General features: G+C 42.0%; 8 protein-coding genes and 2 pseudogenes. 7 read left to right on the forward strand and 3 right to left on the reverse strand.

Features of this window, described 5'->3' with window-relative positions:
- Positions 1-2 precede the first annotated feature (2 nt).
- Positions 3-755: a WecB/TagA/CpsF family glycosyltransferase gene (locus AC6IZ0_RS03430; protein WP_497725111.1), complete on the reverse strand. Its 753-nt coding sequence runs from the start codon at positions 753-755 to the stop codon at positions 3-5.
- Positions 756-1,322: 567 nt separating this feature from the next.
- On the opposite strand from AC6IZ0_RS03430, the gene AC6IZ0_RS03435 reads away from it, so the two are divergent.
- Both AC6IZ0_RS03435 and AC6IZ0_RS03440 read left to right on the forward strand, forming a co-directional pair.
- Positions 1,323-2,030, forward strand: coding sequence for a response regulator transcription factor (locus tag AC6IZ0_RS03435; protein WP_497725113.1), 708 nt, complete (start codon positions 1,323-1,325; stop codon positions 2,028-2,030).
- Between the two features lie 356 nt (positions 2,031-2,386).
- Complete coding sequence (locus AC6IZ0_RS03440; RefSeq protein WP_497725989.1) at positions 2,387-2,827, forward strand: hypothetical protein; 441 nt, start codon at positions 2,387-2,389, stop codon at positions 2,825-2,827.
- A gap of 10 nt (positions 2,828-2,837) precedes the next feature.
- On the opposite strand, the pseudogene AC6IZ0_RS03445 reads toward AC6IZ0_RS03440, so the two are convergent.
- Positions 2,838-2,993: pseudogene (locus AC6IZ0_RS03445) on the reverse strand (nuclear transport factor 2 family protein); the annotation flags it as partial.
- 36 nt (positions 2,994-3,029) lie between these two features.
- The gene (locus AC6IZ0_RS03450) at positions 3,030-3,551 is read right to left on the reverse strand and encodes an orange carotenoid protein N-terminal domain-containing protein (protein WP_271731791.1); all 522 of its coding nucleotides are present in this window, start codon (positions 3,549-3,551) and stop codon (positions 3,030-3,032) included.
- A 146-nt stretch (positions 3,552-3,697) separates the two neighbouring features.
- Here AC6IZ0_RS03450 and queG point away from each other — a divergent pair.
- From queG to AC6IZ0_RS03475, 5 genes and pseudogenes are all read left to right on the forward strand, one after another.
- A pseudogene (queG, locus tag AC6IZ0_RS03455) lies at positions 3,698-4,673 on the forward strand (tRNA epoxyqueuosine(34) reductase QueG).
- Positions 4,648-5,292 carry an HAD-IA family hydrolase gene (locus AC6IZ0_RS03460; protein WP_497725114.1) on the forward strand — a complete coding sequence of 215 codons (645 nt, stop codon included), beginning with the start codon at positions 4,648-4,650 and terminating at the stop codon, positions 5,290-5,292. Before queG ends, AC6IZ0_RS03460 begins: the two are co-directional and overlap by 26 nt.
- 482 nt (positions 5,293-5,774) lie before the next feature.
- On the forward strand, positions 5,775-6,638 hold the full coding sequence (locus AC6IZ0_RS03465) for a sterol desaturase family protein (protein WP_497725115.1): 864 nt from the start codon (positions 5,775-5,777) through the stop codon (positions 6,636-6,638).
- Positions 6,639-7,181: 543 nt separating this feature from the next.
- On the forward strand, positions 7,182-10,430 hold the full coding sequence (gene drmD, locus AC6IZ0_RS03470) for a DISARM system SNF2-like helicase DrmD (protein ID WP_497725116.1): 3,249 nt from the start codon (positions 7,182-7,184) through the stop codon (positions 10,428-10,430).
- 15 nt (positions 10,431-10,445) lie between these two features.
- The gene (locus AC6IZ0_RS03475; protein WP_497725117.1) at positions 10,446-14,357 is read left to right on the forward strand and encodes an Eco57I restriction-modification methylase domain-containing protein; all 3,912 of its coding nucleotides are present in this window, start codon (positions 10,446-10,448) and stop codon (positions 14,355-14,357) included.
- Positions 14,358-14,676 lie beyond the last annotated feature (319 nt).

The raw sequence follows: 14,676 nt of genomic DNA on the forward strand, positions 1-14,676 counted from the left end.
TCCTATATTCCACCCCTTGCAGTTACTCGATAAATCAAAGCTTTCAGGGCAAATTCCGGCAAAGCCAACATCCGCCGCCAACGCCAAGGTTCTTGATATAGGCGATATAGCCATTCTAAGTTATTATTTGCCAACCAAGCAGGAGCGCGAGTTTTACCCCCCGACCAAATATCGAAGCTACCACCAACACCAATCCAAATTGCTTGGGGACACAAATCACGATTTTGGGCAATCCATAACTCTTGACGTGGGACTCCCAAACCTACAAAAATTACTTGTGGCTGCAATTGTCTGAGGGTTTGTTTTAATTGCTGTTCTTCTTCTAAGGTATGGTAGCCAGAATGAGTACCTACTAAGTTTAAGCTGGGGATTTTTAGCTGCCAAAATTCCTTGGCTTTGACAACTACTTGGGGAGCGCCACCATAGAAAAAAATTTTTGTATCTGTTTGCTGTTGTCCCAGTTCTTGCAGCAGGTTTTCTGCTAGTTCAATCCCCGGAAAACGTTGCACTTTTTGCCACAAAAGCCACCGCAAATACAGCACTACCCCCGCACCATCTGGAATTACTAGGTCGGCATTTTTAACGGCTTGGGCCAGGGTCCGATTCTTTCGTGCTTGCATAGTCATTTCTGCATTCAGGGTGACCACATGAGCACCTCTGCTCTGTCGTAGGGATTCCAGCAACCAGCCCGGATAATTGCTCACAATATGAACTGGTATTCCCAGTACCGAAAACACTTGAGGCGGTTGCAACATAGCCTAATTTTCAATAGGAATTACAGGGGATGATTTCGACCGTTAGTCTATCAAATTTTTTTTCATTGAGCAAAAAACACCATAAGAAGATCAAAATTAGTTACTTGGGGAACTTTTACGGTCAAATCTATTTTGAAGTTAAATTAATATATTATGCTGCCTAAGAGGATGTTTGATAAGTCATGATTAGTGTATCAACTATTGTTTGACCCCACCCCCTTCCTTACAAGGGTAGGTTTTTAATATGATCTGTGAAGGCAAGACTACCGAAGACAAGGAAGGAAAGTGGACAAGGAAGATTTTATACGGACAATGGTCTTTTAAGGGGCTATTTTTCTTACTAAGAATACAGAGTTTGTACTGTTTTTCTCCGGTGGTCACCTTGTCCACCTTGTCCACCTTGTCTTGTCCTTTTAAGGGGAGGGGATTGGATTTGATTGTTTCGGTTCCTCATTCCCTGTCCCCATTCCCTGCCCCTGCCCCCTGTTCCCTGTTCCCTGTTCCCTGTTCCCTGTTCCCTAAGATAAAAATTACCTGTTTAATACTTGACAAACATCCTCTAAGACTATGAATAAAATTCGGATTGCTATCATTGAAGATCATCAACTGACTCGTCTGGGGATTAGGAGACTTTTAGAACAAAGGGCGGAAATTGAAGTTGTAGGAGAAGCTGCAAATGCGGTGACAGGTCTGGAAATGTTAAAAAAGGTACAACCAGATATTGCAATTATCGATATTGGTTTACCAGACAAGGATGGTATTCAACTGACACGAGAGTTGAAAGCGCTCTCTCCTGCAAAATATTCACCTACAAAAGTGTTAATTCTCACCCTTCATGAGCATCAAGAATCTGTACTGGCTGCTTTTGCTGCGGGTGCTGACTCTTACTGTATGAAGAATATTAGTTTTGATACTTTACTGGTAGCGCTACGGAACACTTATCAGGGCAATTGTTGGATTGATCCGGCGATCGCCAGGATTGTCTTACGAGCAGCACAAGCAAATACCCAATTACTCACAGATGCGCAGAATATTTTTTCTCCTGCAGATTCTCAGGGTGAGAAGAAGAATACCCCAGCTTATAACCTGTCAACCAGGGAAGTACAAGTATTACGCTTAATGGTTGAGGGTTGTACTAATCCTATCATTGCACAACGACTCTATATTAGCATTGGGACGGTGAAAAGTCATATCAGAAGTATTTTGAGTAAGCTAGGTGCTGATGACCGCACCCAAGCCGCAGTAAATGCTTTGCGCCATGGATTGCTGGGTTAACAGTTTCCGCTCATGAAGAAGAAGCTAGGTAATGGGGTGGGTTTTGTGACTATTTCCCGTCCGTCATCATGCACTATATAGTCATCCTATTTGACTTGAGAAATTATGAGTGAGGAAAGGGAACACCGGATCAGGGAACAGGGAACAGAAATTGTTCATGAATCTTTAGGATTGCTATATATAAATAAATATTAAGTTAGTTAATAATTTTTGCTAATTTTATTTGATTTATTACTACCAATTCCTAAATACTGAATACAGTAGCAAGCCTAAACCTTATGGCATAGCCCTACAACCCCCAGGATTGTCAAGTGGGCAGAAAATCACCACTAGTAAACCAAGTTATGACGAAATCTATGGCAGCTTTATTTTGTTTGTCCCCACGGTATCGCCTTGATGATGAATCGCCTTGGCTACAAGGTATCGACCCTAGTCGTCATTATTGGCTGTCAGTGAATGGGGACAAGAATGTAACAATAGCTATACCTGGGTTGGTAGTTTCTTCAATAAGTGAGTTGAAGCCGGCTATCCATCAGTTTCGCTCTTTACAGCCAGGGGAACAGATGACAGTAAATAGAATTGCCAGTGCTTCGACAATTCACTGTGTTAGTCCTAACTGTTATGCTGTGGAAGGTGAAATTAATGGCGCTCCTATTTGGCATCTGTTTGATCACGAAACTTTAGATAGTTTATTGATGACGGCACACCCAGATTGGCAATGTGCGCCGTCAGATATTGATTTGGGTCGGAGATTGTTACTGCGCTCCTTGGCACAAACCGCCGCTACGAAAAAATAGGCTCTGGGGACGGATACATCACGCCATCATCGGCGAATAGGTCTGCGGTTGTGTCAAATTCCCCGGCGTTGAGAGTGGCAAAATAACCCAGTATGGTGGGTTCAGTGATGCCATCAAGAAATTCCCATTTTCTGGTAAGGGCGACCTTACATTCACCTGCTGCCATATTCTACCTTAAATCAGCAAATATTATCAGGTAAAATTATTCTGCGAAGGGGTCAACGCCCATCTCAGCTACTACCTTGCGCAAAACAGATATTTGCTGACCAAAATCTAATACCTTGATTGCTTCAAGTACCTGTAAACCATCACGGGATAATTGATAACCAACTGGCATGGGTACAACCAAGTGTTTTACCATTAATTCTGATAATTCGTACCAAAAAGCCAACTTTGTATTATTGCTGAGGATACCGTAGGAGCGGCAAATGGGGGTATTTTTATGAGCAACTAAGTCACGCATGACATCTAACTGCTCTGCATAAGACATCTGCTTGATTTGACTTAACAGACCCTCAGCTAACTGTAAACGGGCTACACCAGTGGCTGCAGGTGTAATGGAACGTCCCATTTCTGTATAAACATACCATAGCACTGCTAGCTGGTCATCTGCGGTCAGACTTTGGAATACAGCCGTGGTGGAGTTAACAGCATCAGCGGACTGATTACTCTGATTTAAAGCATTAGATAAACTGGTTGAAGCTGAATCAGAAGTGAATGTCATGATATTACCACAGTTGGTTAATGGAAGTACACAGGTGGTAAGCTGGAGGCTTAAAATACACCTTAATTGACATATTGCACGATTTCTTAACAAAAATCAAATAATTTTTACATATAGGTATATTAAGAAATGTTGAACAAAGGAAAATGGATCAATATTCTGTAACTAGCAGCAGTGTAGTTAAAGCTAAAGCTAGAGAGTTGGGATTTCACAAAGTGGGGATTACTGCTGTCAATGGGGTAGATGATACAAACGTCCAGAGGTTACAAACATGGGTAAATCTGGGTTATCACGCCGATATGGAATGGATGAATAACCCCAAGCGTCAAGATATTACCTTAGTTATGCCAGAAGTGCGATCGCTTGTATGTGTCGCTCTCAACTACTACACACCAGATCAACGTCCTGGAGGTGAAGAATATGCTAAAATATCTCGTTATGGCTGGGGTAGAGACTATCACCGGGTGATGCATAAAAAGCTCAAAGCTTTGACTACTTGGTTGCAATCACTAGACACAACTATTCAAGCCAGATATTATGCAGACACAGGACCTGTACAAGATAAACTCTGGGCGCAACGAGCGGGGATCGGTTGGATTGGTAAAAATGGTAATGTCATCACTAGGGAATATGGATCTTGGGTATTTTTAGGGGAGATATTGACCAATCTAGAACTAGAGAGCGATCGCCCCCACACAGAACACTGTGGTACCTGTACTCGTTGCTTAGAAGCCTGTCCCACAGGTGCAATTACCCAACCCTTTGTAGTGGATGCCAATCGGTGCATAGCCTATCATACCATTGAAAATCGCTCTGAAACATTACCAGAAACCATATCAGCCAATTTACAGGGCTGGGTTGCAGGTTGCGATATTTGCCAAGATGTGTGTCCGTGGAATCAGCGGTTTGCGCAGACAACAGATGTAGCTGATTTTCAGCCTTATTCTGGGAATGTTGCCCCCCTTCTGGTAGAATTAGCCAATATATCCCACCAAGAGTGGGAAAAACGCTTTCCTGCTTCAGCCTTGCGGCGAATTAAGCCAGAAATGTTCAGGAGAAATGCTCGTGCTAATCTTGATGCATCCCCACCTAAAGAATGACCCACAAAGTAATTATTTTTGATTTTGATGGTACGATTGCGGATACAGTAGACGCTCTGGTGACTATTGCCAATCGTTTAGCTGGAGAGTTTGGTTATATCCAAATTACTCCAGAGGATTTAGCCCTGCTGAGAAATTTTACCTCTAGGGAAATTATTAAATACTCTGGTGTCTCTATGTTGAAAATTCCCTTCCTTCTCAAAAAAGTTAAGGGGGAATTAAAAGCAAAAATCCCCGAATTAAAACCTATACCGGGTATTTCTGAAGTTCTATTAGCACTGCATAGTCAAGGTTATAGACTGGGAATCATTACATCTAATTCCCCAGAAAACGTCACAGCATTTCTGAGCAACAACCAATTAAATCACTTGTTTGAATTTATTTATTCAGGGGTGACAATCTTTGGCAAGACAACTATAATTAATAATGTATTAAAACAGAAACAACTCAACCCTACAACAGTAATTTATGTGGGGGACGAAACCAGGGATATAGAAGCTTCAAAAAAAGCCAATATTAAAGTTATTGCGGTGACTTGGGGTTTTAATTCTCCAGAAGCTTTAGCTAAACAAGAACCATATATTTTAATTAACCATCCCCAGGAACTGCTAGAAGTTATCGGAGTTCTAGACTGTTCTTAGAGGATGTTTGATAAGTTTTCAATTGGTAATTTTTATCTTAGGGAATGGGGAACACCGGAACAATAAAATCCAGTCCCCTCCCCTTACAAGGACAAGACAAGGTGGACAAGGTGGACAAGGTGACCACCGGAGAAAAACAGTACAAAGTCTGTATTCTTAGTAAGAAAAATAGCCCATTAAAAGACCATTGTCCGTATAAAATCTTCCTTGTCCACTTTCCTTCCTTGTCTTCGGTAGTCTTGCCTTTCACAGATCATATTAAAAACCTACCCTTGTAAGGAAGGGGGTGGAGTCAAGCAATAGTTGATACACTAATCATGACTTGACAAACATCCTCTAACGCCACGGTATCGCTATCGGAAACTGCCTCTAGACTTCTTACTGGGTATGTGTTTAAAATGTAAGGATTCCCACTTGCTGGGCACGCTAATTGAATGGAAACTTAATCAAATATTTGTACAGGTAAATTAGGCGTTACAAAAATGCAAAAGTTCTTGAATTGCTGTTTTGAGTTAGAATTTTATTTTAAAGTTGCTATTAGTTGTACAATAGTTCAGCAAGTATTTTATTTTCTGTTCAATAATATAGAACAGAATTTTATCACCCAGGTATTACTATACTGGCTGATTGGTTCTATCTCATTTTATGGTATTGGTTTTTTCATTGAAAAATTCATCAAAAGTAAAGATAATTTAATTGAAAAATTCACTGCAAGAGTTAAGAAAGTAAAAAAGCAAGAGTTTCCTAATTTCACCATCAAAGGTATTATTACAGGAGAAATAAAAGCTCTTATATCAGCATTAATCATACTATATTTAGCTCAAGAAGTTCATAGAGGTAATAGTTTACTGCTAAATTTGGGATGGTTTCTGATGAGAATAGTTGCGGCTGATTTCTGCTTTTATGTGGTTCATAGATTATTTCATACAAAATCATTTCTCAAAATTCATCTCAAACATCATGAATTTCAAGATACATCAAGTTTTGTATCTGGACATAAAAGCTTTATGGAATATATTATTGTTACCATCACAGATGTTTTACCTATCTTTATCTTTGGATATGACATCACTCAACTTTGTGCATGGATTTTGATAGGTAATATTTATAATCTAGAAGGTCATAGTTCTTTATCAATGTTTTTTATTCCCTCAGATTTTCATGATCTTCATCACACTGGGTTTAAGGGAAATTATGGCATTCAAGGTTTTTTTGACAGTGTATTTAATACACTAAATCCTGTTAACAAGAAGCCAGGAATTATGTTTCCTGTAAGTTTGATTGAATTCAACATTATCAATCCTTATATTAAGGCTAAACAAGCGACAGGGAATAAAGATGAGTGAAAACAACAATATATAGCGTTTTCCAGTCTAATGAGGTACACTGATTAAGATAAGGCTGTCCATCTACTTAATGGTAAAAATGAAAGCATATTCTATTGCCTAAAGATAGATTTCTAACAGCGTATTTATCAAGTGCATCCCCACCCACCCAGAAATCAATTTCCGGGCTAATAGCGGAAATCGGTTGAAACCGATTAGAAATTGTCTGAATATTTTCATCAATCCTCTTGGGAGGATTTTTGCTTTCAGACGCTTAATTTATTCCCCGGACTGGTTAACCCGATAATCAATTCATTCCCCCCCCCACATTAGTTGACCTAATCCTGAACTATTCCTTAATATAGATAACCTAAATGTGAATTAAGTTACCCGATCGCATTGACCATCTAAAGTTATATTCCCGTCCCTTTTAGTGTCCGTATAAAATACTTAGTCTGGGAGAACATAAGACTTACCAAAAGAGGTATAATATTCTTCTGTTGGTTATAGCGAGAACTTTCTCGCTTTTTTTGTATAACAGTACGTGGAGGCTACGGAAAGCCAGTGACTGAACTTGCAGCGGGGGAAATCGTCCGGGTGCGATCGCGCCAATACCTAATTGAGGATGTTGTATTTCCATCCACACCCACAGAAAATACCTTAGTTTCCCTGTCATGTTTAGAAGATGATGCACTAGGGGAAAAACTAGAGGTACTGTGGGAGAAAGAAATTGATGCCAAACTCATAGGTAAAACCTCCTGGGAAATTATAGCCCATCGGGGCTTTGATAGTCCCGGGCGATTTTCTGCCTATCTCCATACTCTGCGCTGGAATTGCGTCACCTCCACAGATCCAAAACTCTTTCAAGCACCATATAGAGCGGGTATTGAAGTCAAAGCCTACCAACTCGAACCCCTGCGCAAAGCCTTATTAATGCCGAGAGTGGGTTTATTTATTGCGGATGATGTGGGTTTAGGTAAAACCATAGAAGCCGGGTTAATTCTGCGGGAAATGTTGATGCGGCAAAAAGTCCGCCGGGTGGTGATTTCCTGTCCGCCCTCAGTGGTGCGACAATGGCAACAAGAAATGGAAAGCCGCTTTGGGTTAACCTTGATAATTTTTGATCGGGAATTTATGGCTAGTCGTCGTCAAGAACGCGGCTATGGGATTAACCCTTGGACAACTCACAACCGCTTTATTATTTCCCATGCTTTATTACGAGATGAAACCTATGCTGCACCTTTGCGAGATTGGTTAGGAGATTTCAGCGGTGGGTCAATGTTGATTCTGGATGAAGCCCATAACGCCGCCCCTGCGAGTGGGTCGAGATATGCTGTAGACTCCCAACTAACCAGAACCCTCCGGGATATCGCCCCCAGATTTGAACATAAACTGTTTCTCTCAGCTACACCCCACAATGGACATTCTAACAGCTTTGCAGCATTGTTAGAAATTCTTGACCCTCAAAGATTTTGTCGCGGTGTACCAGTGCGCGATCGCCAACTGTTAGATACAGTCATGGTCAGAAGATTAAAACAAGACCTGCGAGAAATTGGCGAAGAATTTCCCGAACGGCGAGTAATACCTATTATTATTGATCACCTCCCAGAAAACGCCCCAGAATTGCAACTCTCACGCTTACTGCAAGAATATCGCCACCTGCGGGAAGAAAGACTAAAAACAGCATCTAAATCTAGTCAAAATGCCGCCATGCTGGTAATTACTTCCCTACAAAAGCGGTTGCTATCTTCCATAGAAGCATTTGCACGGACTTTAAAAGTCCATCGGGCGGCTGTGGTTCGACTCCGCTCACCAACCATGGAAAAGAAAATTACTCACCATGTAAGTCAAATAGATAACTTACCCTTGCTGCGGGAAACCCCCGGCGCAGACGATGAACGGGCGGAATTACCAGAGGAAGAAATTCAAGCAGAGGAAGATAGCCAAGTAACATTAGCTACCGCCAACGCTGTGAATATAGGGTTAAGCAGTCGGGAATGGGAAATTTTAGAGCAGATGACCGACATCGCCAACCAAGCCAGATATGAACCAGACCCACGGGTAAAAAAATTAGAGGCTTGGATTAAAGAACATCTGTGCCCCAACTTAGGTCAACCTAACGCCCCTTGGCTAAATAGAAGAGTCATTATATTTACTGAATATATAGACACCAAAAACTACCTAAAACAACAACTAGAAGCAGCCATTCTTGGCTCCCATAGAGACACACAACGGCTAGATGTATTTCATGGTGGGATTATTGGGGAAGATCGCCGGGATGTAATCAAAAATGCCTTCAACGCCGACCCCGCCCATCATCCCCTGCGGATTCTCATTGCTACCGACGCAGCGCGGGAAGGGGTAAACTTGCAAAACAACTGTGCGGATCTGTTCCATTTTGATATACCTTGGAACCCTTCGAGAATGGAACAGCGCAACGGACGCATTGACAGAAAATTACAGAGAGCGCCTGTAGTTAACTGTTACTACTTTGTGTTAGCTCAACGCCCAGAAGACCAAGTATTAAAAGTATTGGTGAAAAAAACCCAAACCATTCACCAAGAACTAGGAACCCTTTCACCGGTACTACAGAAAAACCTATCCCAGTTACTAGAAACTGGTATTCGCCACCATCAACTCAATAATATTACTGCTGCTATAGAAAAAGCTGATTTACCTAACCTACAAATAACTAACACCGAACTAGAAGCAAATCGACAGCGTAGGGAACAGTTAACCCAGCAATTATCCCAACTACAACAGATGCTGAAAAAATCCCGGGATTGGTTAGGACTAAGTGACGAACATTTCCGCCAGGCGATTTCTGCTTCATTAGAAATGCTAGGTACAACAGCTCTCACAGCTGTAGACCCAGCAGAAGTAATTCAAGACTCCGCAACCGCACGCTGGAAGCTCCTAGAACTTGACCAAAGCACTGACCCCACATGGGTTAATACCTTAGACACCTTAAGAACCCCACGCCAAAAAGCACAGAAACCATGGGAATGGCGAAAGGAGTCCCCCATCCGTCCCGTAGTATTTCGCGACCCTGGTTCTTTAGATGGGGAAGTTGTACACCTCCACCTAGAACATCGCCTAGTTCAGCGATTGTTAGGTAGATTTTTATCCCAAGGATTTTTACATGATGAATTAACTCGTGCTTGTGTGTGTCTCACAGATGACCCCATGACTAAAATCATCGCTCTGGGACGCTTATCAATTTATGGAGAGGGAGCATCACGGTTACATGATGAAGTAATTACAGTCGCGGCCGAATGGTCTGACCCGGTAACCAGGGGAAGGAAGAAATTACAACCCATCAAACTAGCAGAAAAAGATAACGTATTGGGGTTATTAGAAACCTCCTTAGTAGCGCCGCATTTGCAAAAAGTACCAGAAACAGTTAAACAGATATTACAAAAAAATGCCGCCCAAGACATCGCCGAATTAATTCCCCATTTAGAACGACGGGGGGAAGATTTAGCCCAAAGAGCGCAGAAGAAGTTAACCGCACGGGGTCAAGCAGAAGCAGCGCAAATGAAGAAAATTTTAGAAGCACAACAGCAGCGCATTCAAGAACATCAACAAGAAATCGCAGAGAAAAAAGCTATTCAGTTAAGTATTCCCTATGCAGAATTTCCCGCGCAGGAAAAACAGCAATTAGAAGCAGACCTTCGCTACTGGGAAAAACGACTCCAGGGACTTGCTGAAGAAATTAATTCTGAACCCGGACGTATTGAAGCTTCTTACCAAGTCAAAGCGATGCGCATTGAACCGGTGGGATTAATTTATTTATGGCCGGTTTCCGGTTGAGGGGTGTAAACTTTGATGAAAGATAGAGAAATTCAACAACATAAAGAATGGTTGGGCTTTTTACAACCAGTGGGGTTAGTGGTCTCCCCCATCGCATTAAATAATTTACAAGTTTCGGTAAATCGTAATGTTGTGGAGTTACAGCAGCGTTTAAATAGCATAGTTACACCGCTTATTGCTGACTTTCCTAACTTTACCCAAGAAATTTTAGGTTGGCAACCTACAGATTTAGTTCCCAGTCCTGATGATTTGGTGGTATCCCTCCCGGAATATGGGGAAATTTTAAAACCTACCTATGGTGTCCCTGACCCGGATCATGGGGGTTGGCTGATGTTAGTACAGGTAATTTCCCCTGGTATAGATGTAGATGCAGTGAGGGAAGATACCACATCTACAGGGTGGCGAGCCACCCCCCAAGCTAAGTTTGAGCGACTGTTACGAGAAAAAGAGATACCTGCGGGTATATTATGTAATGGTAGTCATTTACGCTTGGTCTATGCGCCTAGGGGAGAATCTTCGGGATACCTGACCTTTCCTGTACAGGCTATGTGCGAAGTGTCGGGACGGTTGATCTTAGGTGCGATGCATATGTTATTAGAAGAACAGCGAGTGTTCAATGGACCGACCGAACGCCGGTTACTAGCCTTGTTGGAAAATAGCCGCAAGTATCAAAATGAGGTTTCTACTAAGTTATCGGCACAGGTACTTGATGCTCTATGGGATTTGTTGCGGGGGTTCCAATCTGCGAATGTAGCTGCTAATGGCAGGTTATTTGATGACATTGCTAAAAATAATTCTCAGCATATTTACGGAGGAATAATTACAGTCTTGCTGCGGTTGGTGTTTCTGTTATATGCAGAAGATGAGGGATTAATGCCCCAAGATAGGATTTATATCAGCAATTATTCAGTTACAGGACTATATGAACGCTTGCGCACAGATGCGGGTAATTACCCTGATACAATGGATCAGCGTTATGGTGCTTGGGCGTGGTTACTGAGTTTATTTCGCCTGGTTCACAATGGGGGTAGTCATGGGGATTTATATTTACCACCACGAGCGGGACAACTGTTTGACCCCGATGAGTACCCATTCCTGGAAGGTCGCAGTTTATTAAATTCTCACTTATTAAATTCTAACTTACCATCGCAGATTGAACCGCCGCGGGTGTCTGATGGGGTAGTGTATCGAATCCTAGATAAGTTACTAGTACTAGATGGCGATCGCCTATCCTATCGCGCTCTGGATGTGGAACAAATCGGCTCAGTTTATGAAGGGGTCATGGGTTATGAAGTTGAACAAGCAACCTCCCGTTCAATTGGTGTGTGGAGTAAACCCAACGGCGCAAAACATTCTGTAACCGTGGTGGTGAGCGTTGAAGAGATTTTACACACCCCAGCTAACAACCGGAAAAAGTATTTACAGGAGGTTGCTGGGTGTGAGGTTTCCGGTAAATCATTAACTGAGTTAACACAAGCTCAAACACCAGAAGATGTAATTACATCTCTAGGTCAAAAAATATCTCCCCAAACCCCTAGCTTATTACCTCCTGGTTCCCTATATTTGCAACCGGGGGAAGAACGGCGGAATAGTGGTTCCCACTACACACCGCGATCGCTCACAGAATCAATAGTTAAAGAAACTCTTAGACCGGTTTTAGAATCCATGGGAGCTAACCCCACTCCTGAGCAAATATTGGACTTAAAGGTATGTGACCCTGCTATGGGTTCCGGTGCTTTTTTGGTAGAAGCTTGTCGCCAATTAGCAGAAAAGCTAGTGGAAGCTTGGGACAAAAACCCTGGTTCAACCACAGTATCTTCTAATGAAGAACCTTTAGTTTGCGCTCGACGATTAATTGCAGAACGGTGTTTGTATGGGGTTGATAAAAATCCTTTTGCGGTAACTTTGGGCAAAATATCTATATGGTTGGTGACCTTTGCCGATAATTATCCCCTAACTTTTTTAGACCACTGCCTTAAGTCCGGTGATTCTTTGGTTGGTTTAACTCAAGACCAGATTAAACGGTTTACTTGGGAGAGCGATCGCACCTATGATGACCCGGATTTGTCGCTGTTAAGTCAACAATTATCCAAGTCCAGGTTTAACCGAGATGAGATACACAGACTAAGAGATGAGGATTACCAGTCTAAACAGCAATGTTACCAAGCATCAGAGGAGTTATTGACCGATAGTCGGATTAAAGCTGATATGGCGATCGCGGCTTTCTTTGGTGCTAATAAACCTAAAGCTAGGAAGGAAAAAACAGATGAGTTATTCCAAAAGTATTTCCGGTGGCGACAAAACCCGGAAAACAATATGGAAGTAATGGAAATTAGCCAAAGTTTACGCTCTCAAGAGAAACCTGTAATCCCCTTCAACTGGGAGCTAGAGTTCCCAGAAGTATTCAACCGTCCTAACCCTGGTTTTGATGCGATCGTGGGTAATCCTCCCTTTTCGGGTAAAAATACAACGATTAATGCTAATCCAGAAGGGTACTTAGATTGGTTAAAAGTAGTTCACCCGGAATCCCACGGAAACTCAGATCTAGCTGCTCACTTTTTCCGACGTGCTTTTACCCTCCTGAGAAAAAACGGCACATTTGGATTAATCGCCACTAACACCATCTCCCAAGGTGACACCCGCTATACAGGTTTAAGATACATCTGTGAAAACGCCGGGACGATTTACAATGCTACTAAGCGGTTAAAATGGCCTGGTGTTGCGGCGGTGGTTGTTAGCATTGTTCATGTGATTAAGGGTAAATATGGGGCTGGGTGTGAGCAGAATTTAGATGGTCAACCCGTTAACCATATCTCAGCTTTCCTGTTTAAAGCACCGGGTAATAATAGCCCTAAGACGCTGTTAGCTAATGCGGGTAAAAGTTTTCAGGGGTCTATTGTTCTGGGTATGGGTTTTACCTTTGACGAACCCAACCCCAGTGCAACACCTATTGATGAGATGCACCGGTTAATTGAGTCTAACCCTAAAAATCAAGAGTGTATTTTCCCTTATATTGGAGGTGAAGAGGTTAATTCTAGTCCTACCCATGCTTATCACCGTTATGTCATTAATTTTGGTGATATGAGTGAAGAAGAAGCTAGAGGTTATCCTGATTTAATGGCGATCGTGGAGACCAAGGTTAAGCCTGATCGGGAGAAACAAAATAGGGATGCTCTACGTATAAGATGGTGGCAATATGCAGAAAAAAGACCTGGTTTAAATGATGCGATCGCACCTCTTAACCGCGTGTTAGTAACTAACGCTCAAGCATCAAATCATCTATTATTTATTTTTTACCAAACTAAAGTTGTTTTTGCAAATAGTTTAAATGTCTTTCCCTATGAAACATATTCAACTTTTACCGTCCTCCAATCTCACATCCATGAGATATGGGCGAGATTTTTTAGTTCATCAATGAAGAATGATTTACGCTATAATCCCTCCGATTGTTTTGAAACATTTCCTTTCCCTGAGAACTGGGAACATGACCCCAACTTAGAATCTGTAGGGGCTGAATATTACCAGTATCGTGCTGATTTAATGGTACGCAACAACGAGGGGTTAACTAAGACTTACAACCGGTTCCATGACCCGAATAATTTTGACCCTGAGATTATTAAGCTTAGGGAGTTACACATGGCGATGGATAAGGCGGTTATAGCAGCTTATGGGTGGTTTGAATTAAAGCCCCAGTATGAGTTTATTCTAGACTATGAGGATGAGGAGGATTCTAGTAAGCGTAAAAAGCCGTGGCGTTATCGTTATCCTGATGACTTGCGGGATGAGGTATTGGTCAGGTTAATACGGTTGAATGGCGATCAATATGAGTTAGAAATCTTAGGGGGTAAAGGTGTAGATAAACCCAAACCCCAAGGAAAGACTAAAAAGACTGCTAAAAAAAAACCCAACCCGTTGCAGAAACATTAAGCTTGTTCCCTGATGAAAATAATTTATCCGGGGAATAAAACTCCCCATCTCATAGATTCATCCTAAAAACCCAAAAATGGGGATTCACCCATATTCGCATTTACCCATAGTTCATCCGGGGAATAAAATTCCCCGTCTGATAGCTCAAGGATTTATCCGGGGAATGGAATTCCCCGTCTGATAGCTCAAGGATTTATCCGGGGAATGAAATTCCCCGTCTGATAGCTCAAGTCCTCTAGAAGAGGACTAAAAATGTGGATTCACCAATAGTCGGATTCATCCGGGGAATGGAATTCCCCGTCTGATAGCTCAAGGATTT

This window comes from Anabaenopsis sp. NIES-4685, assembly GCF_059725405.1.

What these genes read in the sequence shown, in the direction of transcription:
- AC6IZ0_RS03450 (WP_271731791.1), bottom strand. Translation starts at nt 3,551, where the DNA reads ATGACATTCACTTCTGATTCAGCTTCAACCAGTTTATCTAATGCTTTA.
- AC6IZ0_RS03440 (WP_497725989.1), top strand. Translation starts at nt 2,387, where the DNA reads ATGGCAGCTTTATTTTGTTTGTCCCCACGGTATCGCCTTGATGATGAA.
- AC6IZ0_RS03435 (WP_497725113.1), top strand. Translation starts at nt 1,323, where the DNA reads ATGAATAAAATTCGGATTGCTATCATTGAAGATCATCAACTGACTCGT.
- AC6IZ0_RS03430 (WP_497725111.1), bottom strand. Translation starts at nt 755, where the DNA reads ATGTTGCAACCGCCTCAAGTGTTTTCGGTACTGGGAATACCAGTTCAT.
- AC6IZ0_RS03460 (WP_497725114.1), top strand. Translation starts at nt 4,648, where the DNA reads ATGACCCACAAAGTAATTATTTTTGATTTTGATGGTACGATTGCGGAT.
- AC6IZ0_RS03465 (WP_497725115.1), top strand. Translation starts at nt 5,775, where the DNA reads ATGCAAAAGTTCTTGAATTGCTGTTTTGAGTTAGAATTTTATTTTAAA.
- AC6IZ0_RS03475 (WP_497725117.1), top strand. Translation starts at nt 10,446, where the DNA reads ATGAAAGATAGAGAAATTCAACAACATAAAGAATGGTTGGGCTTTTTA.